Here is a 24,190-nt window from a genome sequence, read left to right as displayed (position 1 = left end):
ATTACTTAAATTTAAATAATTGCAATATTTAGTATTATTTACACACACCTAGTAGTCGGCAGTACTAAAGCTAAAAAACCTAACGCATAAAAATACGTTAGGTTTTTAGTAATTAGTCCAACCTTTAAATATAAACAGGTATTAGTATTTTAAACGCTCATACAATCCTGAGGCTCTTGATACACTTTTGCTCATGGCCAATTGCAGTACTTTTTTATCGGCCACCAGCTCAAAGGTGTTTTTAGCACGTGTTATGCCTGTGTACACCAGCTGCCTATTTACGCCCATACTGGCATGTTTAAGCGGCGGTAAAACCATAGCAGTATAACTAAACTCCGAGCCCTGCGATTTATGTATGGTCATTACATACACTTTATCGTGAGCAGGCAGGCGCGCAGGTGAAAACGCCCGTACCGTGTTTTGCTCATCAATAAATAATGCTTTTAACTGCCCGCTTTCATCGGGCATTAAAATACCAATATCCCCATTAAACAACTTAAGTTGATAATCGTTTTGGCTCACCATAATGGGCATACCACTGTAATGGCGCTGGTTTGGGCTTACCGATATTAACCCTTGCTGCACAAGTGCGCGCTCAATGCGGCTGTTTAAGCTATTTACGCCGTAATCACCCTCACGCACGGCCGCTAATAATTGATATTGAGAAAACGCCGCGTGAACATCTGCAACACTTGCCCCTTGGGCGATTAAATTTAAATAATGAGCGTAATGCTTAGCAGCACTGTTTATTAATTTTTCTATGGGTTTTGCAACAAAGTCATAATCTAAAATAACATCGTTAAATTGCCCTTGTGTGCTTTGTTGCTCTACGTATTTTAAAATACCGTTATGGTTAGTATTAACCGCCAGCGCAAGCTGGCCAATGCCACTTTGTGCATCAAACCGGTAACTGTGTTGTAAAAACGCAATGCAATCAGCTAGTTTAAATTCGCTATGTCCAGGCGCCGCTAATTTAGCCTCTCCTTTAAAACATAAAGCATTGAGCTCATCACATCGTGCTTGCGAGTAATTAGGCGTTTCACCCAATGCTAACCCTTGGCATAAATCACTCATTACACTGCCGGTATCTACCGAGGCAAGTTGGTCTTTATCGCCAAGCAATATTAAACGCGCATGCGCAGGCAGTGCTTCTATTAATTTAGCCATGAGTGATAAATCAACCATACTGGCTTCATCAATAATAAGTACATCTAAATGCAGCGGGTTGGTGCTGTTATGCTTAAATTTATTAGTAAAGGGTTTAACCCCTAAAAGCCGGTGAATAGTTTGCGCGCTATCGGGAATTAAGGCCTTTATATCCTCAGGAATAATTTTAAGTTGCTCTTTTGCCCCTAAAATTGATTCACTTAAACGAGCTGCCGCTTTACCTGTAGGCGCCACCAGCTTTATGCTTAAAGGTGCACTTTTATAAAGCGACTGTAAAATAGCTAATAGCTTAGTCACGGTGGTGGTTTTACCTGTCCCTGGCCCGCCCGTAATAACGCTAAAGCCTTTTGTTGCGGCAATAGCACAGGCTACTTTTTGCCAATCAATCGCAAGCGCTGAATTATCAACAAAGTAGTCATTTAATAATTGGCTGAGTAACTGGGTATTTATATTTAAATGGCGCTCACTCATCGCTAGTAAACGTGTAGCTAAGGTGTGCTCATAATCAGCTAGGCGCGCAAAATAAAGCCGTTCGTTAAATAACTGTAAGGGTTTGGCCTTACCCACACTGTTATGGGCACTTAAACAGCTAAGCGCATCGAGGTAGTTAAAGGCTTCGTTAAAAGGCGATGTAATATTTGGTACATTGCCCTCGGTTTTAGTAAAGTCGCTTTGGCGTAAATTAAACGGGTTTTGCCAGTCGACTTCTTTTAATGTTAAACAGCTATGTTGGCTTTGCTGTGCTAAACACAGCAATAACACTATATAAAACACGTCGTTTTGCTGGTTATCGCACAGCATTAAGGCAAGCTTTACATCTACCATTCTTATGCGTTTTTCATCTAATAAGTAGTCAAGCAGCTCCACCGTATTTAACGGTTGGGCAGGTGCTGGCGGCTCATCAAACAAGCTTTGCTGCATAGGGTAGTCACTCATAACATGGCTCCTTGGCTAAATAAGCCATCTAATAGTGTGATTTGCTCTGCGCTAAGCTTATTAAAATACACCCCTTTGCCCGCCGGCATGCCGCGTAAAAACGTATAATAAACCCCGCCTAAATGGGTTTCTATTGCATAATCACTGATGCGTTGTTTGAGTAATCGGTGCAGCGCAACGCTATAAATTAAATACTGTAAATGATACTGATGGCTATTCATGGCTTGCTCTAGCAGGTCGCTTTCATAGTCAGCGGGCGTATTGCCTAAGTAATTAGACTTATAATCTAAAATATAATACTTCCCTTGATAGCAAAAAATTAAATCTATAAATCCCTTTAACAGGCCTTTTACATGAGAAAACTCGAGTTTGCTTTGGGTAAAACCAAAATGCTTAACCAGTATTTCGTTTAATTTGGGCGCGCTTAAACTATCTAAAGGTAAATTAAATTCCATTTCGACTAGGCAGTCTGTCGGGGCTAATTGACTTAAGCTTAATCCCTCATTGTTTAAGGGGCAGGTTAACGAATCAAGCACCCATTGCTCGGTCACGTGTTGCCAGCTTTCGCTAATATGGTATTTATCCAGCGCATGTTTAACTACCTCTGCTAAATTTTGCTCTGGATTTGTAGGGTGTACTTGTGCACTGGTAAAGTCTATTTGCTCAAATATTTCATGCAAACAGCTTCCGGGCTTCGCCCCCTTGGGAAAACTGTAAGGCGATGGTATTTCATCTTGGCTGTTAGCAAATTTATCTTTTTCATGATCTTCATCGCTGCGCCCAGGCTCAATATGATCGGTGTGCTTTTTAAAGCTCAGCGCGCTAAAGCTGGTTGCTCGCCAATCTCGCTCTATGTTGGCTGTAACCGTATTAACTCTTAACGCTTGGCTTTGCTGCACTGCGCTATTGAGTGTTAATTGGCCTTGTTCGGCCAATTGCTCAGCCGTAAATTGCTGATAGTGCATTTCGGTGTGAGCGTCGCAGAATTCACTTAAATGGGTGCGCCACGTTTGGCTACTTGTAAGCTCAAGCCCTGCAAATAACACATGCCCTAATGCACTACTTTGTATAGCCAAGCGACTACTTTGCCCTTGCCCTATGTTATACACCCCAAGTGCACAAAAATGTACCGCGCGGGTAAGGGCAACATAAAGTAAGCGTAAGTCTTCAGCTAAGCGTTCTTGCTCGGCTTGTGCTAAGGCGTCTTCGTTTTTACTTAAATCGTAAACTAGCTGGCCGTTTTGATGATACAGCGCTTCTTTAGTTTCGCGATAGCCGCTGGCAAAAGGCATAAATACCAGCGGATACTCGAGCCCTTTTGAGGCATGCATAGTCACAATTTTAACTAAGTTTGCGTCACTCTCTAGGCGTACTTGCACGGTTTCGCCATCTTGCTGGCTTACTTTTTGTGCAAACCAACGTAGCAAGCGCAAAGTGCCTTCTAACTCTATTTGCTTTTGCTGCAGTATTTCACCTAAGTGTCTAAAGTCGGTTAACCAGCGCTCTACGTTATAGCCAAGTCCTTGCCACTTAGCGCTCAGCTGATTATGGCTTAACAAACGCTCAAGCATGGCCATTGCGCCTTGCTTGTTCCAAATATGGCTAAGTTGAGCAAAAAAGTTTAAGTGCTCTTGCCATTTATTTTCATCATCAGCAAGGGCGTAAATTTCGTTGTAGCTTAAACAAAATAATGGCCCGGCTAATACGCCGCGCAGTAACGACTCGTTGTATTGCCCATGCAATGCCGTTAAAAAATTAAGTAAATGGTGGCTAAGCTCTTGGCTAAAAACACTGTCGCGCGATAAATACACGCTAGCAATATTGGCATTGCTCAGTGCTTTTTTCATTATTTGCGCTTCTACACGGTCGCGCACCAATATACAAATATCGGCAGCGGTCACCTTATGCTTACCAATGCACGCTCGCCCTTGCCCGGCTTGCTCAAGCAATGTCACTATTTTATTGGCAAAATAGCTGGCCAAATGCCCTTGCCCAACGCCTTTGCTGGTGGGTTTGTTTTTTTCATCTGCAGCTTCATCTACAAATACATTAAACTCAAACGCGGTGGCAGGTTTGCCATCTATTGTAAATGTTTCATCGGCTTTTTTGCCTTTTGCTGCTACTGCGTTAAACGGTATGGCATCGTTATAAATAAAGCTATTGACATGTTTAGAAAACAAACTGTTCACACTGTTTACTATATCGGTGCTTGAGCGAAAATTAGTACCTAAAGTAAATTGCTGCTCAGGCTCTACCGACTCTTTTGCGCCAATATAGGTAAAAATATCAGCGCCCCTAAAGCCATAAATAGCCTGTTTTGGGTCGCCTATCATGGCAAGCGTCGTTTTTTCTTGGCCGTATATTTTGCTAAAAATTCCGTACTGAATCGGATCGGTATCTTGAAACTCATCAATCATGGCAACAGGAAATAACTGCGCTATTTTTTGCGATAAAGCCTCGCCCTGCTCGGCATATAAAGCACTGTGTAAATTAGTCAGTAAATCATCTGGGGTGATCACACTTTGCTCTTGCTTGCGTTTTACAATTGCCTGTTTAACCCACCGAGCTGCGGTTTGTACAACGGCAATTTTAAGGCCCTGATTAATTTTAGTATTAAGTGCACTGAGCTCATCAAACAGGCTAAGCAGAGGGTGGCTAAATAATGGCTGATTTTTTTTATAATTACTGGCATCACTTAAGTTTTCGCTGCTCCACACCTCAAACGAGTATTTATTGGTGCCAAATTCAAAAAATAACTCATCACCTAAACAAAATCCTTCAAGGGCCGTTAAACTGCCTTTTCGCCCAGGTGTTTTAGAGCCACTTAAACCCGAGCCCTTTATTGCAGCTATAAACTCTTGCTCCAGCACTGCTTTTTTAAAAGCGGGTACTTTAGCAATGTACTCATCGCGAGCTTTAAATACGTCATCTAAGTTTATTTGCGGCACTATGTTCGCATTGGCTTTATTTAGCACACTACTAACTTGGCTAAATAGCGATTCAGGGGCTGCAAACACCTCTAAAATAGCATCCGTGCGTTCTTTATTAAGTGGGTATACAAAGGCGCGCCAAAAATCCTTAATTGTGTCGAGCAGTATGTCGCGCTCATCTAGAATAAATTCAAGGTTAAAAGCAACGCCCGATTCAAACGCATGCTGCTTTAACATGCGTTGGCAAAAACCATGAATGGTAAATATAGCGGCTTCGTCCATAGATTTAGCGGCGGCATCGAGTAAATCAAAGGCGCGGTGTTTATCATCTACTGCGGCTATTACACCTTCTATTAATTCATCATTTGGGTTTTGGCCCAGTAATGCATCGCGCGCAGCAATAATACGGCTGCGTACGCGGTCTTTAATTTCTTGCGTTGCAGCATCGGTAAAGGTAACCACCAATATTTGCTCAACACTTAACGGGGGGTTTATCTCCCCTGGTATTTGCAAGCCTAATAAATAGCGTAAATAAAGCCCGGTAATGGTGTAGGTTTTACCCGTACCCGCACTGGCTTCTATTAAACTTTGCCCTTTTAACGGCATTGTTAGCGGATTAAGCGCTTGCATGGTCACTCTCCTTTGCATGTGCATGTAATGGGGAGAGTAATTTTTCGCTCCACTTAATAAATTCTTCTTGGCAGTCATTGAGCGATTGCACCGTTAAACGAATATACGGGTTTTCGCCCTCGCCGCGCCCTATGTATTGTGGGTTAAACTTGCTAATGGCTTTACCAATATCGCCACCACTTTTAACGTATTCATAGCCACTTACCGGATAAAATGCCACAGGCTCTTTGCGCAAGGCTTGGTATAACGAAAACCAATCATTGAGTAAGGCATCGGCCTCATTTTTACTCAGTGGTGCAAAGCTAATTTGCTTATCGAGCCCCAGTAAAAGGGTTTCAACATTTTGCTCCATACTTTGTGCAACAATATGATATATAAAGCCTTTAATTAAATCTTTGGCCTTTATACTGGCACTTCGGTAAAACACTTGTTTTTGAAGGTAAATATGATTAAGCCAGCCCTCAATAGTGGTGTTTTCTATGCGCAAAGACACCTCAAGCGGGTCGGTTTTGCCGCTTTTAATATGCTCTTTTACTTGCCCGGATAGTGCATCTACTCGGTGCGCCATGCTCTCATACACTAAATTGCCCACATTGGCTTGTGGCAGCTCTCCCCGTTGCAATATTTGCTCTGTACTTAAAGGTTGCTCATTAATGTTGGCTTGCAGTATTTCGTCTAAATAAAAGTAGCGGCGCAGCGCATCTAGGCTAAAAGGCTCTTCATCTTTTGCTACTTCGTTAAATTCAGGAAGGCGTAAACCTAATGTTTGCTGGTAAAAGCTCTCTTGTGCGTTGCACACACTGCGAATAAATACATCAAGCTCTAATTGCGCGGGCGCTGTTACATCAATGGCTGTTAGCGGCTGCGCGTCTATACGCTCGCTTGGTAGCCAAATAGGATTAAAACTGTGATTACTCAGCTTTTCATCAGCTTCAGTGTCTGCTGTGTAATACGCACGATTAAAAGGCTGTAAGTGCTGCTGATTAATTAAACACTCAGGCAGCGTTTTTTCGCTGTTATTTGCTAACGTAAAGCTGCGGCCTATGTACTCTAAAAGCTCGCTTACTAAGGTTGAGGGCATACGCGGTTGATTGTCAAAACACGAGCGGCCAATGTAACTTATGTATAAATTTTCGCGGGCACTCAGGAGGGCTTCTAAAAATAAGTAGCGGTCATCTAATTTACGTGATCGGTCACCTTTTTGTTTTTTAGAATACGGCACTAAGTCAAACCCTATTGGCTGCACCGTACGTGGGTAATCGGCATCGTTTAAACCAAGCATACACACCACTTTAAACGGCACGGCGCGCATAGGCATTAGTGTACAAAAGTTAACTTGCCCCACTAAAAAGCGCTGTCCTACCCCTTTTTCCTGAATGCCTTGTTTTATCAGGTAGCTTACAATTCGTTGCGATACATGTTTATCGTAATCGCCATTATCGTGGTGCTTTTTAAGCTCCTCTAAAACATTTTGCAGTACCAGTAAATCCCAGCTGTCTTCGCCCTCATTGTAATAAATAGCATTTATTAGCTCAGATAAAATATCCGCTTTATTGCTAAGGGTATCATCAGGGGTTAGCTCATCTTTAAAGCGCTGCAGTACATCAATAAAATGCACCAGTTTATTAAGGGTATCAAGCGCCATGCCCTCTACTTCATCGGCACTGTAAATGCCGTTAAACGGGCATTGCTCATCGCGCTGGGCTATGCCTAGCAGTAAACGGTTTAAACCATGCTGCCAGGTATTTAAATCTATTGCGGGTAAATCAAAGCTGCTTTTATGCTCAGCATTTATACCCCATTTAACCCCTACACGCTCAAGCCAATATTGAATTTGTTCGTACTCGTGCGCCTCTAGCGCAAATTTTTCGGCAATTTGTGTTACTTGCAGTAAATCAAGAATATCCGAGACACCAAAACGCGAAAACGGCAAACTGGCTAAGCTGGCAAACGAGCTCAGCACCGGTTTTTCTTGCTCTATGGCTAAATCGGCCAATGCATAAGGAATAAAGCGACTGGTGTTTTGCGCGCCGCCAAATACCGCTTCAATATACGGGCTGTACGTACCTACATCAGGCATCATTACAATAATGTCTTTAGGAGTGAGCGACGGGTTTTGATTAAACAAAGTAAGTAAGTAATCGTGCAAGCGCTCTACTTCTCTAAGCGGTGTGTGGCAATCGCTTAAAGTAATGCTGGTGTCGGTGTCGCTAATGGGCAGTTTACCCTCATCATTAATAAACCACTGCTTATTATCGGTAAGCGACTCACCTTTAAATGCAAGTTGGTAAATCTCGCTTTGAATTTGGCCCAGTAAGCTATCGTCAAACGCATCTATAAAGCCATCAATCCAACGCGCATCAAGTTGTACAAGTTGCTCAAAGTAGTCGCGCCCTAGTTTTCCCCATGACGATAAAAGCGGGTTACCTATAAAGTAGTACTCTTCATCAGGGTTAGTTTGTTTTTTTTGCTGCGCTTCTAAAAGCGGCATTTTGGCGTATTTGGCATTTATTTTGGCTGCTGCTTTTTCATCAACCACATCGCCCCAATAATGCTCGCTAGGATTAAAAAAGAATAAAAACACCTCTGTTTTTTTGCTCAGCGCTTCAAACACCTCAAGCTGCGAGCTCGCAATCGCCGATATACCAAATAAACTAATGCGCTTAGGTAGTAAGCTATTATCCATATTCTCAAGGGCACCGAGTAGCTGCCCTTGCATATTGGCACGATGAAATTGGCTTTGTCCAAGCGCTTTACTGTGCGCCACCAGCTTTCGCCATAAATCGCTTTGCCACGGGGCAATGCTTACATCAACATCGTCAAGTTCATCTTTGCCGCTATCCCAAGTGGCAATCCAATGCGGGCGGTACATTAAATATTGGTCGTACACATCGGCAATTTTTTCACACAGGGCAAAGGTTTTTTGCCCGTCTAGGTCGCCCTCTAAATAGGTTTTTAAGGGCAAATAAAGCGGTTCATCAATACAGCTGGGCAGTATTGCAAATAATTTCCAAGCAAGGTTAGGCTTATTAAATGCCGACTCTTTAGGTACATTGGGCAGTAACTGCTGATACAACTGCCATATAAAGCTCGATGGCAGCGGAAAATCGACCTGCGCGGCTAACCCTAGGTTTTCGCTTAAACCAATTTTAAGCCACTGCGACATACCCGGCGACTGCACTAATACCACTTCTTTATCGAATGGGCTTTGCAGCGGGTTTACTTTTAACAGCTGATTAAACTGAGCCTGCAGCGCTTCCATACGGTTTGATTGAATAATATTGAGCATACAACTGGAGTCCTTACTTGAAGTAAAACCAGTTTAAGATATTTTCATTTATAGGGGTAGCGCAATCAGCAAATTGGCACTAATAAATCAGCGAGTTAGCAGGGAGTTTAAACGCACAGCGTTAATTTTAATCACTGTGCGTTTTATTTGTCAGGTCATTTTATTTATAAGGGCTAATGCTTGATAAGCTAAATGCGCTTTGCATAATCACTTTACCATCTATCCCTTTAAGCTTGAGTGAGATGGCCGGATCTGCTTGTTGCCAATCTATGCTTAAATCGCCGTAATTCACATTGTGGGTGTAATCACCTACACGGTGTTTATTTGGGCTTACGTCTTTCCACTTTTCAGTGAGCCCTGAGCTGGTCATTTCTATTAAAGGGTAATCAAGGTTTTGTTGATACTTTGATATTTCGCCCCAGTGCGTATCGCCACTGATGATAATAACCCCATTCACTTGATGCTTTTTAATTAACGCAAATAAACGGTTACGATCCTCTGGGAAATTAGCCCACGACTCCCACCCTGTAAAATCGGGTAATAACTGCAAGCTTGAAGCAATTAGCTTTATAGCCGCAGGCTTTTTAAGCTCTTGCTCAAGCCATTGCCACTGCGCCTCACCTAGCATAGAGGCGCCTTTCACTTCTGTTGGGCTATACGGGCCTTGGTTATTAAGCTTACGCTTAGTGTAATATTCAAGCTCGCTTACGTGGTTAAGCGCATCACGGTTCCAGCGTAAGTCGGGCATTATTACGTGTACGGTTTGCTCATCCTCACCATACATATACGACGTGTAAATACCATCCGTGCGGGTGCGTCGGGGTGAGCTTTTTGGCTCGCCCCAAAAATCGAGCATAATTTGGCGAGATTGCTCTTTATGTGGGTAGTCTTTACCAATATCGTTTTGACCAAAGTCGTGATCGTCCCACATCGCAATGATTGGCGTATTCGCTTTTAGTGTTTTAAAGCCTGGTTTTGCACCTAATTTTTGGTATTTATTGGCAAGTACCGTCATATCGTTGGTGTCGCCGTAAATATTGTCACCTAAAAATATAAATAAATCGCCCTGCTCTTTATTAATGGTGTCAAATATTGGGATGTCTTTATCTTGATGCCCACACGAGCCAAATAAAATTTTTGAAGGGGCTGCCATAACGTTTGCGCTAAACGCTAACCCTAATGCTAATACGGCGTGTGTAATAGGTTTTACTAACTGCTTCATTTTAAAATCTCACTTATTGGCGGTGCCATGTTTGAATTTAGGTGTTTTGGGTTTATACCCAATGCGCTTAAAACAGTGGCTGCAACCTGTGCCTGTTTAAGCTCATTTTGTGTTGTAATTAAACCGTGCCCTTTTATTGTAGGGCCAATGGCAGCAAGCCAAATATGCTCAGAGCCGACAATGCCCTCAGGAAATTTATTACCCGCTAAATGCAGCTCAGCCAACGCACGTTTAGAGCTATGATGTTGCCAGTCACTTGCACTGCTTCCGCGGCCGTGGTCGGTCGTAACAATAAGCGTTGTATTGTTTTTATAGCCCGGTGTAGTTTGAATTGTGCTCCATAAGTCTTTTATAAACGCATCGCTTTGCCTTGCAGATTTTAAATACTGGTCGTAATGGCCATCGTGCGCAAAGTCATCGGTTTCACCTAAGCTAATAACTAATAAGCGCGGCGTTTTTGCCAGCATATACGCTTTAGCAAATCGGTAAGTAAAACTGTCTAAGCGTACGTTTTCCCATGGGCTTGGAATTTCATTTTGCAACGCGTTTAAAAGCTTAGCATCAGCAAATAAATCGTTTTCTATGGGCATAAAACCCGCATTCACATACACGTTACTACGCTGAGTATTCACAATGTAAGGAAATACATCCCAACTCCCAAACAAAGCGGTTTTGCCTTTAAAGTCTGCACGCTCATCTAGGCGCTCTAAAATGGTTTTATTCGCGTTTAATACTTTATTGTTGCTATTAATTTTTTCATCTACTTCGCCGGTGAGAATTTCGTTATACCCAGGGTATGAAAAATACCAAGGGTTGCTCAGCGACATATTAGAGCCTTTTGCTCTATCACCTACAATTACGCCATTTTTAGCCACATGCTGAGTTAAAAATGGCATGAGTAATTGCTGGCGCTTATTGGCGGTAGGCGCCCAAAATTGCTTATTTAATTGCGTTGGGTTTTTAACAAAATCGGCATTATTAATGAGGTTTTTATCTGCGCCGCTAAACACCTCTTGCCAGCGCACACCATCAAGGGTCACTAGCACTACATTTTGCGCTGCGCTTGCGGTATTGCTGATTAATACAATGATGCTAAATACCGTGGCTTTTATAATTGAGTTCATAATTACTGTGTACCTAATTACTGTGTACATTTAACAAAAAGCCCATCAAAGATGGGCTTTTAATTATTTACTGTACATTATGGCTATTAAAACGTAGCCGATAACGTCAGTGCTGCTGTACGTGGTGCACCAATAAAGTAAGTGCTGCCATTGCCCGTGCCACCCGCTAAATAGCTTTTATCGGTAACGTTATAAACAACAAAGGCAACATCAATAGTTTTAAATGGTCCTGCGTTTATATCGGTTGCGTAACCTGCGTTTAAATCAACCACGGTATAGCCATCAACTTCGCCACGCTCACCGGTGTATTTAGCCGATAAACCAAAGCGGAAATCACCGCTAAAGTAATCGGTCGATAGCACAAATAAGTCATCTACTGAGTCTATTACTTTTTCACCGGCTTCAAACCCGGGTGCATCGCCTTTGTACTCTGAGTCATTATTCGTGTACGAGCTATATACACTCCATTGTGGGCTTAGCATGTAACTTGCCGACAGCTCTAAACCTTGCGATTCAATACCCCCTACGTTTAAGTAAGAGCCATTAGTACCTATGGTGTAATCAATACCGCCAGTGTCACTACCTGGGGCAATGAACGTAATACGGTTATCAAATTCGATTGAATACGCTGTTGCGGTCAGGTTTAACGCGTTATTTTGATAACGTACACCTAAATCGATGTTTTCAGCGGTTTCAGCTTCAATGGCTGATAAATCAGAGCTGTCGCGCTCAAGCACCCCGTCTTTAATAGCTGCAAAGTTTTCGCTGTAGCTGGTAAATAGCTCGGTTGAGTTATTTAATTGATACAAAATACCGCCACTAAATAGCACATCAGAGTCGCTATTAACTTTAGCGGTTGTGGCATTTTGATAATGGTCGTACTTTTCAATATCAACAAGGTACTTTTTAACACCCACGTTAAGCGTGAAATCGCCAAGGGCCATTGAATCCTGCGCGTACCATTTAAGGGTGTCTGTCTCAAAAGTGTTTTTATACTGGGTCCAGTATGGCGTGCTATCAAAGTGGTGGTAAATGCTGGCATTAATTACTTTGTGCCAATCGCGCGACTCGTCACGGTCGCTTTGCTCATACCAAAAACCGGCTTCTATGTCGTGCATGCCAAATGTAGCTTGGTAGTTGGCAGTAACCCCTAAGCGGTCTTTTTTGTAATGCGTATGACGATACGACATTACAGGTATTGCCGTATCATCGTAACACGCAGGGTTTAAACCAGGGCCCGACTCCCACGGCCAGCTTAAACTTGCCGTACACCCTTCGTTTGGTGCCAGTGCGTTACCTGCGCTATCTACAAAACCGTAAGAGCCTGCGTTAGTACCGCCCTCTGTGGTTGGGTTGCCGTTTTCATCTACTGGAGTAGTTAAATACGGTGGGATCCAATCGCCACGGCCCGAGTTTTTATGATAATAAGGGCTCACTGTAATAAGCGATGTTGGCGAAAGCGCATACTCAAACTTTAAATACGCTAGTGTATTTTCACGCAGTGTACCCCAGCCCTCAGCAAACATTTGGTCGTAATGTGGAACGCCTGTCCAGTTCCACGTTAACTGATCCCACTCTGGCGTTTGTTCAAATTGCGCAAGACTTACACTGTTGTAGTTAGTCTCGCTTACATCATCGTAAGATAAACGCCCTGTAATTGTTAAATCAGCAAGCGTTGTTACAAATTTAAGCTCTGCGTGTTGGTTATCTTTTCCGCCATTGCTACCCGAGCCAATCCAGCGGCTAGTATCAGTTTGCGAGTAACTTACATACGCTTGTGTATTATCAAATAAAGTACCCGTTTCGTGCTTAACGTAAAAGCGGGTCGCATCGTGACTACCCGAGGTGTAAGCAAACGTGGTGCTGCTTTCAAGGCTTGGCGCTTTACTTACAAAGTTAAATGTACCGCCTAGTGCCTCAAGCGATGCCGATTTAATATCTGAGGTGCCTTGGCCTACTTCTACAGTGGCTAAATTTTCAGTGTCTAGGTAACGGTTTGCTTTAGCGCCACCACCATAGTTTGAGCCACCGTTAGGAATACCATCAACGGTCATCCCTAATTGCTGCTGGTTTGAGTCAATACTAAAACCACGCATAGTAATTGTGGTAGACCAGTCATCGCCACCAAATGCATCGCCTTCGTTTATGCTAATGCCAGGTAAGTTATCGATAACCGATAACACACTCGAAACCGTTGTTTGTTGATCAAGCATTGCAGGCTCAATCACATTATTTGCGTAACTGGTTGGTTTTGCAGTAACGGTTATTTCTTCTATTTCGTTGTCATTCGCATAAGCTGACGTTGATACAGCCATAGCAATTGCCATGCTCAAAATCGATTTATTAGTTAAAGCGTACATTGTGATCCCGTTTGGTTTTAATTATCTAAAGTAATTATGAAAGCGGGCACAGTATGATTTCGAATTATGACAACAAAAATGAAGTTTATTTACAGGGGTGTTAAAAAAATGTGGGGTTTTTATGGCTTTGTTATGTCATTTGTAAGTCAGCCTAAGCACAAAAACCTAGGCTGATTTATATATAAACACTAATTCATTAGAATAGTTTAGCTAACATCTCGTCACTATAAGTAACAAGTTCTTCATTATTAGCCACTTTACTAATGTAATCTGGATTAGCAATAAATGGACGACCAATCGCAATTAAATCAAACTGGCCATTATTTATTGCTTGTTTTGCATCATCAAAACTATAGCTACCTACCCCTACAAGGCTGGTTTTAGTGTTAGCGCGCAAATACTGCGAGGTTGTTTTACCTTCTAAAGAGTCAAATTGAGTGCTGTCATCAAAAATACCGCCATGAATGTAAGCCAGTTTTTTGTCATCTAGCTGCGCTAATAAATAATCAAATACCGCTTTATCACGCTTATCCTCTTCCATATTAAAATAAGCACCTGGCGATAACCTAATTGCCGTACGCTCATTACCTACTGCATTAATAACCGCATCGGTCACTTCTATTGCAAAACGCGCCATATTTTCAGGTGTTTGGCCATATTCATCTGTGCGCTCATTTGCAGCGTAATGTAAAAACTGATCAATTAAATAACCATTTGCGCCATGAATTTCTACACCATCAAAACCAGCTTCAATGGCGTTTTCGGCCGCTTTAGCAAAGTCTGCTATCAGTGAATTAATATCCTCTTTGGTGGCCGCTTTTGGCGTAATGTACGTCAGCTCGCGCATACGTGGTACAGAGCCTTCAACACCAATTGCCGATGGCGCTAATACTTCGCCGTCAAAAAAGTGGGGGTGAGCAACACGCCCAACATGCCAAAGCTGTGCAAACATTTTACCGCCGTTTGCATGTACGGCGTCGGTTACTTTTTTCCAGCCTTGAATTTGCTCGCTGGTAAATAACCCCGGTGTATTTGGGTAGCCTTGTGCATCTGGGCGAATAATAGTGGCTTCGCTAATAATTAAGCCGGCATCGGCACGGCGCGCATAATATTCGACCATATCTTGCGTGGGTACTAAATTATCATCAGCCATACAACGGGTTAAAGGCGCCATAAAAACGCGATTTTTAAGTTCAAGTGAGTCGTTTAATGTATACGGGGCCAGTAAATCTGTGGTCATTGTTAAATCCTTCATTAAGAGTATGCATATGAGATGCGGCCTTTTTAACAACATTCAAGGGTAATTTTGAATGCTCGCTCAAAATATACTCAGGGAGTACCAAAACAGATCTGAATTACAAAATTAAATAACCTGAACTCTGGTTAAGAGATTTACTAACATATTTTATCATGATGATAGTTAAGCTTATTTTATCTCTAGCCAGAGATTTTCAGTAAAAACAAGGCGAATTTACGCGTCCATAGCTAGCCTATTGCAAGTAAATTCAACGCAGTTAGCACTTAAAATAGCTGCTAGAGATAGATTTATTATCCAGAGTTCAGGTTAAATAATAATTTTTCAACACACTGTCACATAACTCGATATACTTGTAACAGTAAGATTCAAATTTGAAGCAATAAAGAGTGAGCCAATTATGACAACTGCAAATGCGACTGAAGAACAAACCGTAATTTTAGGGCTAGGGGCAAAAAAACGACTCGCTTTTATGTTTGAAACCGTACAACAGTACAAACAAGTATGGATTTTAAACGATGATGATGGCTGCGTAATGCTTGCCAACGAAGATGACGACTGTGTACCAGTGTGGCCAACCCGCGATTTTGCACAAGCTTGGGCCACGGGCGAATGGGAAGGCTGTACACCAAAAGCCATTCCGACTAAAGATTGGTTTAGCCGCTGGACACCCGGCCTTGAAGAAGACGACTTACTGATTGCGGTGTTCCCTACCGAAGAGGACGACGGCACGGTGCTTTTTCCTGATGAATTTGAAAGCCAGTTAAAAATCCCTAAAAAAAGAAAGTACTAAGTAGCCAGCATCACGTTATTTAGTTTATAAACGCGGCCTAAAATAGCCGCGTTTTTTATATCTGCTTTCTAAAATTTAAATAAGCCTCAGTTATAGCCTTGGCATCTTCTATTTGTGGATAGTGCCCAAGCTCACCAAACCCTTGTACGCGCGCATTAGGTATTGTTTTTTTATAGTGCTCAAGCATGTGTTTACCCGATATTGGGTCTTGCTCACCTGCAATAAACGTAACCGGTATATCGCTATTAATCATTGCCCCAACCCAGCGCTGTTCGTTTTGTTTTCGCTGTGTAATATATTTAATTAGCTTGGGCATCACACGTAAACCCTTGTTATAAATTAACAACGCCCAAAGGGTATCAATTACCATAGGGGCTGGTGGCGTGTTTTTGCCAAAAATAGTGATTAAATTTTTAGCAAACTTTTGTTTGCTCATTAGCTTAGGTACTAGCCAACCAAGTTTTGAAAGTAGCAGCTTTTGGATAAATAAAGGTTTATGTATGTGTGGAAATAACCCGCCATTTAAAAAACATACACTGTGTATGCGTATGTCGCTTTGAGCAGCAACTTGCCTTGCTAATAGCTCTTGAGCCACGGTATCGCCATAATCATGAGCTAATAGGTGTACATTGGTAATATTTAAACGCTTTAAAAATTGCGTGTATAAATCAGCTTGCTCTGTAATGTTATAAGCCGCATTTATTGGTTTATCCGAAAGGCCAAAACCCAGCATATCAAGTGTAACTAAAAAGTAGTGTTTTTTGAGCTCATCCCACATACCTTCCCAGTCCCAGCTTGCACTAGGAAAGCCGTGTATCAAAAGGAGCGCGGGGTTATTAGCATTCCCCGCTGTTTGAGTAAAAATCTGCTTGGCATTTATATCAATAAACTGCCCGTTTGATTGCCACTGCGAAAGCGTATACATAGGCTGCTACCCATTAATTTTTATTATTGTAATGGTTAGTTTTATCACATTGAGCTTTAATAAAAAGCCGATATTGAACGTAAATATCGGCTTTTGGGTAAAATTTCGTTTTTAAGCTTTAAGTGTTATCGCGCCATAAGTATTGGCAAGGTGGTGTTTGCTAGCATGTAGTTAGTCATACCACCAAAAATTTGCTCATGGATTCGCCTGTGAGTAAATGCGCCCATCACCACTAGATCAGCGTTATGCATTTGTGCTACCGACATAAACGCTTTAGCGGTCGATTGCCTGCCATTATTAAATGTTACAAACTCACTTTTAATATCGTGCTGGGCTAAATATTTAACCACTTCATGGCCGTTTGGCATTTTATCGGCGCTGCTTGCGCTGGTGCAAATAACAACCTTTTTAGCTTGTTTTAAAAGCGGTAAACTATAAGTGAGCGCGCGCGATACCTCGGTACTGGCGTTCCAACCAATCACCACTGTTTTTATATCAAAGTGGGTCATTTGCCGTGGTACCAATAATATAGGTTTACCACTTCGCATTACCGATGCCTCAAAGGTCGAGGTTGATTTACCACTTTTAGACTGCGGAATAATAATTAAATCAGCGACTTTGCCTTGCTCTGCAATTATTTCGCTGCGCACACCTATATTAATATGCCATGAAGCGCTTGGGTGCGTGGGATGCTCTGCGCTGTCGTCAGTGTATTTAACTTGATGCTGGGCACATAAACTAACAAATTCGGTTTTTAAATTTGCCGATTCGGTTGTTGCAAAGCGCCCTGCTACAGAGTCTAACTCTTTTACCAATTTAGTTGGTAAGCCAAGCTGCCCTGTTGGCAAAAAGCGTTTTGGGTCTAAGTGCGTGTGATAAACATCAAGGTGCGCATTAAAATACTTAGCAACGGCTAAGCCCCCTTTTAAGCGCTCTGTTACATGCCCACTTGTAGAAAGCGGCATTAAAATAAGCTTAGGTGAAATCATAATTATATCCTTCTTAAGCCAGTGCCTTTTAGAGCGAATGTAAACCGTGCTAAGCGCTGCTTGTTTTGCTTAGCACGGCGGCGTTTACAGCTGCGTAAAGCTTGCCACTTCTTGTAGGTAACCGCTTGGTAAATCTAATACCATAAAGTGCGATAAAGTAAGTAAGAATGCTAACGCACACACTGTCAGTGTTAATGTTCTAGCAATTGATATACGTGCTTTTACAAGTAAAAATATTATGAAAAACAACGCTATAGAAATCACATAGCCCAGTAAAAAACACCCAGCTAATAAGCCACACAGCCAAAATACATAATGCCAAAGGCCAGTCACACTTGAGTCGTTTACATACCCCGCAGAGACCTCATTATCGTAATTTACAGCATCGTCTACTTTATTAAGTAGCAGCTTGATCAGCACAACCGCAGAGAGTATTAACATGAACGAGCACACCACAGCAGGAAATACTCCACCTAAGAATGTGCGTTGGAACGAGTCATACAAACCGTATGCAAACACTAAACAAACAAAGCCAGAAAACGCGATTTGTGGTTTAAGGTTAGTTGGTTTTACCTCAGCATTAGCCGTATTTTTATTGGCTTTTTCTTTTTTAGCAGCCTTAATAGAGTGGCGTGCTGCAAAGAAAATAGAAAGCGCGGTTAATGCACCAATAATAATCACACCCGGTTTTAATAAAAACTCTATACCGTCAAACTGAATAGCTTGATAAAGGTAAGTTTCCATGCCGCTTGCCAGTACAAAACCAATTAAAAATGCCGGTCGTGGCCATCCAAAGCGCTTCATTAATACGCCTAAAATACCAATGCCAATAAGTGCGACTAAATCACCTAAATCACGGGTTGCCTGAAACGCCGCAAAAAAGATCACCATAACCATAAATGGTGCCATGAGCGTGTAAGGAATAGTTGTTACCTTTGCTACCCATTTAGAAATTAGTAAACACGCACCCGCGCCAATTACATTAGCAAGTGCCAGTGACCATACAATGGTGTAAGTAACATCAAGGTCAGTGGTGATCATCGCAGGGCCTGGCTCTAAGCCAATTAATACCATACCACCTAAAAATACAGCCATGCTGCCAGAACCTGGAATACCAAATAATAAGGTAGGAATTAAGCCACCGCCTTCTTTGGCATTATTTGATGACTCAGGGGCAATAACACCGCGTATGTCGCCTTTACCAAAGTTTTCGGTGTCTTTAGAGGTTTGCACTGCATGACCATAAGAGATCCAATCAACTACGCTGCCACCTAGGCCAGGTAGTGCGCCAACAACACAGCCAATGGCAGCACAGCGCGTAGCTAGCCATTTGTTTTTAACAACATCTTTTACGCCTTCAAACCATCCACTACCCAGCTCAGAAGCTTCTGAAATAGAGCGGTTTTGACGCAGTAAATCGATAATTTCTGGTAATGCAAATATACCTAAACCAACAACCACTAACGGAATCCCATCCATAAGGTAACCGTTATCAAATACCATGCGGTATTCACCGGTTGCAGGAGCACCGCCAAGTGAGCCTAAACATAAACCTAAGCCACATGCGCTTAAGCCTTTTACTAGGCTGTTACCGGCCAATACACCCACCATGCTTAAACCTAGCAAAGTAAGCATAAATAATTCGGCCGAGCCAAACGCTAAAATAACGGGGCGGGCAATCAGTACAAACAGCGTTAAAATAATGGCGCCAAAAAGACCACCAAATAATGACGAAGCAAACGCTGCTGAAAGCGCACGCGCTGCTTGGCCCTTTTTAGACAGTGGGAAGCCGTCAAGCACTGTGGCTTGTGAGCCACTGGAGCCTGGAATACCCATTAATACAGAGGTGAAGGTGTCAGAGGTTGGAATAACCGCCACTAGGCCAATAAGCATAGCAAGCGCTGAAATTGGGTCCATACCATATAAAAATGGCAGTAATAACGATAAACCCGCTATGCCGCCTAAACCCGGAAAAATACCAATCAGCAAGCCTAAAAAAACGCCGCCGCATAAATACATTAAGTGTGTGGGGGTAAGAATAGTTTGTAGCGCAATTAAAAATGCATCTAACATACTGCTCTCCTTAGATTAAAAAAGTGGCTCACTAAATGCGAGCCACTGTGTGTACAACAAATCAACATGGGTTTTTAAAAACGCGCGTTGTAGTTTTCGGTTAGGTAATTTCTTACCCATTTTTTGTCAGTTTCAGAAATTGTCAGTGCTGAACTCAGTGTGTTTACTGCATCTTCGTTTACAAGTTGTGGGTATTGGCCAAGTACTAATTCAGACTCTTCTTTAAAATTGTCTTGATCAATGACGCGCTGTGCTGCATTGCGCCACTCTGCAATAACGTCATCTGGGGTGCCTTTAGGTAAAAACAGTCCTTTTTGCGCGGCAAAACCGGCTACAAAAAAGGTTTTCCATACGTTGTATTCAACGCCTGTTGGCTTTTTACCATGGATCATTTCGTATACTTCGCCTACGTGTGGTAAGTCAGGAAACGTTGGGTCGCGTACAATTTTGCCTTCTTTATTAAGTACGCCAAACGACATAAGCGGAATCGCTTTACCTTCATCAACTAGCGGCTGTACTTTTTTTAAGTAGGCAGAGGTAGTTTGAAAGTCGATATCCACCTCGCCACGTTCAAACGATAAACGCGCACTGCCACGGCCTTTCATACCAAAAATGGCATGAATGTCTAAATCAAGCATGTCGAAGGCTAATAACCCAACCAGGTCCATTGACGCGGCGCGTTGGCTACCAAATTTAAGTTTTTGACCCTGCAATTTGGCAAGCTCTGATGCGTTTTTAATACCCAGCTCTGGGCGCACATATACCACCGCACCTGTCGGTGTGGCCATAATTACGTTCCAACGCTTTACTTCGTATCTAACGCGTGAGTCGCCAAGTAAGTAAGGGATTTGTGTAGAGGCAGAAGTACTAAATACATTTAAGCCATTTGCTATAGCGCGGCGCTCAAAGCGGTTAGCACCTTTGGTAGAGCCACCACCTGGAATGTTTTTAACTACAACCACAGGTTTACCATTTAAATGCTGAGAAAAACGCGGACCAAAAAAACGTGCCCATGTATCAGAGCCGCCACCTTCTTTAAAAGGCACAACCCACTCTACTCGCTCACCATCAAAGCTTACTTCGTCGTTATTGTTTGCATAAGCTGAGCTGATACAAGTGCTTGCTGCTAACACAACAAGCATTGCTTTTAGTCGATTAGGTGCAAAAGTACTTAATTTAATCTTCATAATTTGACCTCTGTTATTCGCTGCAATTATTTAAATAGGTCCTAATAACGTCATTGCATCTATTACGTAGATGAAAGTATTTCGTTAAAAGAAGTTAACAACAGCTAGACTAATAGCCGAAACTGTCATCTACCTGTCATCGATGCCAAACTATCCATTAATTTAAAATTATTTATAAACCATTGTTTTTAAATAAAAATAAATTTAGTTTTATTTATTTAAAGCATAAAAAAAGCGATAACAGACAATCTGCTATCGCATTTTCGGTTGGTTTACTAAGGCTTAACACCAATTCGCTTAATTAAGTGAGCTATTTTGCCCATTGGTATAAGTTAAGCTATTTTGCTTTCATCCCATACTTTTGCAGGTATGTGTACTTCACCTTTAAATAACATTCTGGCTGTGCGCATTAACCCCGCCGACTTTATATCTAGCGTGTCGTTTTCAAAGCGCCCCTCAAGGAGTAAATCTATTTTACCGCTTGGGTGTTCAACCACTATATTTTGCTGCTCTGAGCTTTGTGGGGTAATTAAGTCGTACGCCACACTGCCTGGCAACATGCAACTAACACTCACGCAAATTGCCCCAGTAACAGAATGGCTGGTATGGCAGTTTTGCGGCACAAAGTAGCGCGAAGTTATCGTACCGCCAAATTGCGGCACCGACAGTAAACCGACTTTAGGAATGACTTTTCCGGTTGCATCGCCAAGGCCCATTTTTAGTGACGCCTGCAGGCGAATGCTTTCTATTTTTTGCAGTAACTCTGTATTTGCATCAAGCTCTTGTTTAGTTTCAGAGCCTTTTACACCCAGTGATGGTGCAGGTATTAGTACCATTGGCATGGCAGCATCGACACAACTTACTTCTACGCCATCAAAGGTATCGCGTACAGAGCCAGTAGGCAGTAATTCACCGGTTTTAGTGCCACACACATCAAAAAACTTAAGTAAAATAGGCGCCCCAGAGCCCGGTACGCCATCAATGGTGGCATCGCCTTCGTACTCTACAAAGCCGTAAGGCGTTTGTACCACAACTTCAATCAGGGTATTGGTATTTACATTTTTAACCCGTACCGTTGTTTCACCGTCGTTTGCAGTAACCAGTCCGTATTCAATTGCCAGAGGTGCTGCACCAGATAAAATATTGCCACACGAAGGGGTTATATCGACTTCATTTTGCTCAATGGCAACTTGCGCAAATAAGTAATCAATGTCTGCATCGGGGTCGGTTGAGCGTGAAATAATGGCCGCTTTACTGGTTAGTGAGTTTCCTCCACCTACGCCATTTACTTGCAGCGGGTCGCCTGAGCCCATTGCTGCAGTTAAAATTTCTTTGCGTTTATCCCACTCTCTCGGTAAATCGTTGGCTAAAAAATAAGTCCCGCGAGACGTTCCGCCGCGCATAATGACACAAGGTATTTTTTTTTGAATAGTCATAATAATCCAGCTTCTAAATCAATTTAAATGAGCAGTAACGGGTTAGTTATTACTTAAAATAACCACGCACTCTTGCACTTGCTCTTGCTTACTTTGCAAAGATTGAGGGGCAAAATTAGTATTACTTGTTGCACTAGCAGCCGTGGCTGTTTGTTGGCTATTTGCACGAAAGTGAATGGCTCTCGGCGTAGGTTTTAACTGAGGTGTAGCGTGTGTTGAGTTCATCGTTTCGCCCTTTCAATGCAATTAAAAACAAGTAACGTCGTTATCAAAACGTTGCCCTTTTTTTAAGAGTAAGGAGCCAAACTGTCACTAACCTGTCACGAAATAAAAATTGATTAAAAAATAACTTTTAAACATTAAAAAACGCGCAGCATTTTCATGCTGCGCGTTAAAAGCCAATCGAAGGGACGTTTAAAACTTAATGGTGTAATCTACATATACACGGTGATCTGCTCTATCTCCTTTTACACCATCAACACTGCCGGTTTCATCTGTGGTGTAATCTAAAAATAACCAACGTAGGCTTAAGCCTTTTACAGCCGCTACTTTGTAGCGTGTATCAATGGCCCAGTATTTTTCATCGGCTGTGCCACCTGCTTTACCTAAGCTTGAATTTTCTGCATCGCTGCCGCTGGTGTAATAAAATTTTGTGGTTAAACCCGGTGTCACTGCTTTTAGGTCAACACCTAAGCGAGCCTGCCAAGTTGACTCATTTTGGTTTGTTAAATCGGCACCAATTAATGAGCGCGTGGGAAACGGGTTAGTCCCGTGATCGCCGCTAAAGTTATCTTCAATCCAAGCATCGTTCACTTTGGTAAATGCGGCGCCTAGTGTCCAAATATCTTTTTTCCAATTGGCATCTAGGTAATAGGCAAAACCATCGTTTTCACTTTTAGTAACGCCTGAAACCGCACCGAGTGCATCTTCATCATCTAAATCGCCACCCTCTGCGCCGGTTACAAATAAATCGCCATCGTCTTGTGAGGTAAATACGCCACTTGAAAGGGTTAACTTACTGTGATCGAGCTTAATAGCGTAGCTGCCTTTAAGCCCAAGCTTTGATAAGTAGTCATGAGAGTTTAAATATTCTGCGTCTATTTTTAGCGCATCTTTTTTGTAGCTTGCGCCCACACCCCAAATAACACTAATCGCGCCGTTATCTGACTGATCGGTAGAAAAATCTTCCCACTTGTCATCGTGGCGGCGGCTCCATTTATCGTAGGCGTAACCATATACTTTGGTATTGCCAAACTTGTAGTCACCAAATACGCCTCTAAAAGTATTGGGAATTGCGCGGCTACCCGAGCTTTTTAACAGCATGCTTTTGGTTTTTTGCCCGCCTATTTTTACATGGCCATTGTCGCCAAGTTTAACGTCGATAAAATATTGGCCAAATTTAGAAAAACTATCGTCAACGCCGCCTTTTTCATCCCCTGCGGGTAAAATATTATTTTGTGCGCTGCCGGTTGAGTTGTAATTAAGTACCGTATAAGTAGAGACACCCATGCTAATTAAGTCATTAAAATAGCCCGATTGATAATTGAGCTCTATGCCTTGTGCAAACGTTGAGTCGTCGCTGGCGTCGTTATCGTAATCGCGGTCAAAGTAGATTGACCTTAGCTTAATATTAAATTCGTCTTGCTCTGTAAACCCATTAAAAGAAGCGTACGAAGGAATAGAAACACAAGTTAATACTGCGCCTGTTACTGCAAATATTTTAGAGAACTGTTGAGCCATAGTTGTCTCCGCTACCTTGTTTAATTAAATTTATAGTTGTGTGTAGTGTGTATCAGTTTATTCATGTTGCAATTTACATGGCAAACCTGTCACAAACCTGTCACAAGATAATTACATTTTAGGCAATTGTATTT

15 protein-coding genes are annotated in these 24,190 nt (G+C 42.2%); 1 reads left to right on the top strand and 14 read right to left on the bottom strand.

The window, feature by feature from the left end; all coding sequences use genetic code 11:
- Nucleotides 1–141: 141 nt before the first annotated feature.
- The 7 genes from recD to EJ103_RS06445 form a co-directional block, all read right to left on the bottom strand.
- Entirely contained in the window at nt 142–2,103 is a 1,962-nt protein-coding gene (gene recD / locus EJ103_RS06475; protein ID WP_126006587.1) for an exodeoxyribonuclease V subunit alpha, read from the bottom strand.
- Nucleotides 2,100–5,663 carry an exodeoxyribonuclease V subunit beta gene (gene recB, locus EJ103_RS06470; RefSeq protein WP_126006586.1) on the bottom strand — a complete coding sequence of 1,188 codons (3,564 nt, stop codon included), beginning with the start codon at nt 5,661–5,663 and terminating at the stop codon, nt 2,100–2,102. The genes recD and recB overlap by 4 nt, the downstream gene beginning before the upstream one ends.
- Complete coding sequence (recC, locus tag EJ103_RS06465; RefSeq protein WP_126006584.1) at nt 5,650–8,952, bottom strand: exodeoxyribonuclease V subunit gamma; 3,303 nt, start codon at nt 8,950–8,952, stop codon at nt 5,650–5,652. Before recC ends, recB begins: the two co-directional genes overlap by 14 nt.
- A 160-nt stretch (nt 8,953–9,112) precedes the next feature.
- A complete protein-coding gene (locus EJ103_RS06460; RefSeq protein WP_126006582.1) occupies nt 9,113–10,174 on the bottom strand; it encodes an alkaline phosphatase D family protein in 1,062 nt (353 codons plus the stop codon).
- Nucleotides 10,171–11,298: an alkaline phosphatase family protein gene (locus EJ103_RS06455; RefSeq protein WP_126006580.1), complete on the bottom strand. Its 1,128-nt coding sequence runs from the start codon at nt 11,296–11,298 to the stop codon at nt 10,171–10,173. The genes EJ103_RS06460 and EJ103_RS06455 overlap by 4 nt, the downstream gene beginning before the upstream one ends.
- 86 nt (nt 11,299–11,384) lie before the next feature.
- Nucleotides 11,385–13,658: a TonB-dependent receptor gene (locus EJ103_RS06450; RefSeq protein WP_126006578.1), complete on the bottom strand. Its 2,274-nt coding sequence runs from the start codon at nt 13,656–13,658 to the stop codon at nt 11,385–11,387.
- Nucleotides 13,659–13,854: 196 nt separating this feature from the next.
- The gene (locus EJ103_RS06445) at nt 13,855–14,898 is read right to left on the bottom strand and encodes an alkene reductase (protein ID WP_126006577.1); all 1,044 of its coding nucleotides are present in this window, start codon (nt 14,896–14,898) and stop codon (nt 13,855–13,857) included.
- Between the two features lie 415 nt (nt 14,899–15,313).
- Here EJ103_RS06445 and EJ103_RS06440 point away from each other — a divergent pair, with 415 nt between their 5' ends.
- A complete protein-coding gene (locus EJ103_RS06440; RefSeq protein WP_004588808.1) occupies nt 15,314–15,706 on the top strand; it encodes a DUF2750 domain-containing protein in 393 nt (130 codons plus the stop codon).
- Nucleotides 15,707–15,761: 55 nt separating this feature from the next.
- On the opposite strand, the gene EJ103_RS06435 is transcribed toward EJ103_RS06440, so the two are convergent.
- From EJ103_RS06435 to EJ103_RS06405, 7 genes are all read right to left on the bottom strand, one after another.
- Nucleotides 15,762–16,631, bottom strand: coding sequence for an alpha/beta hydrolase (locus EJ103_RS06435; RefSeq protein WP_126006575.1), 870 nt, complete (start codon nt 16,629–16,631; stop codon nt 15,762–15,764).
- 125 nt (nt 16,632–16,756) lie between these two features.
- On the bottom strand, nt 16,757–17,620 hold the full coding sequence (locus EJ103_RS06430) for a universal stress protein (RefSeq protein ID WP_126006573.1): 864 nt from the start codon (nt 17,618–17,620) through the stop codon (nt 16,757–16,759).
- Between the two features lie 84 nt (nt 17,621–17,704).
- On the bottom strand, nt 17,705–19,693 hold the full coding sequence (locus EJ103_RS06425) for a tripartite tricarboxylate transporter permease (protein WP_126006571.1): 1,989 nt from the start codon (nt 19,691–19,693) through the stop codon (nt 17,705–17,707).
- A 74-nt stretch (nt 19,694–19,767) separates the two neighbouring features.
- Nucleotides 19,768–20,880 (bottom strand): tripartite tricarboxylate transporter substrate-binding protein, encoded by a 1,113-nt coding sequence (locus EJ103_RS06420; protein WP_126006569.1) that lies wholly within the window; start codon nt 20,878–20,880, stop codon nt 19,768–19,770.
- Between the two features lie 332 nt (nt 20,881–21,212).
- Nucleotides 21,213–22,316, bottom strand: a complete 1,104-nt coding sequence (locus EJ103_RS06415; protein ID WP_126006567.1) for a 4-oxalomesaconate tautomerase — start codon at nt 22,314–22,316, stop codon at nt 21,213–21,215.
- Nucleotides 22,317–22,358: 42 nt separating this feature from the next.
- Nucleotides 22,359–22,541 (bottom strand): hypothetical protein, encoded by a 183-nt coding sequence (locus EJ103_RS06410; protein WP_054983681.1) that lies wholly within the window; start codon nt 22,539–22,541, stop codon nt 22,359–22,361.
- A 189-nt stretch (nt 22,542–22,730) separates the two neighbouring features.
- Nucleotides 22,731–24,056, bottom strand: a complete 1,326-nt coding sequence (locus EJ103_RS06405) for an OprD family outer membrane porin (protein WP_126006566.1) — start codon at nt 24,054–24,056, stop codon at nt 22,731–22,733.
- Between the last annotated feature and the right edge of the window lie 134 nt (nt 24,057–24,190).

The sequence above is a fragment of the Pseudoalteromonas sp. Xi13 genome (genome assembly GCF_003952205.1).
GTDB lineage: Bacteria > Pseudomonadota > Gammaproteobacteria > Enterobacterales > Alteromonadaceae > Pseudoalteromonas > Pseudoalteromonas atlantica.
This window is presented reverse-complemented; position numbering and strand designations above follow the sequence as displayed.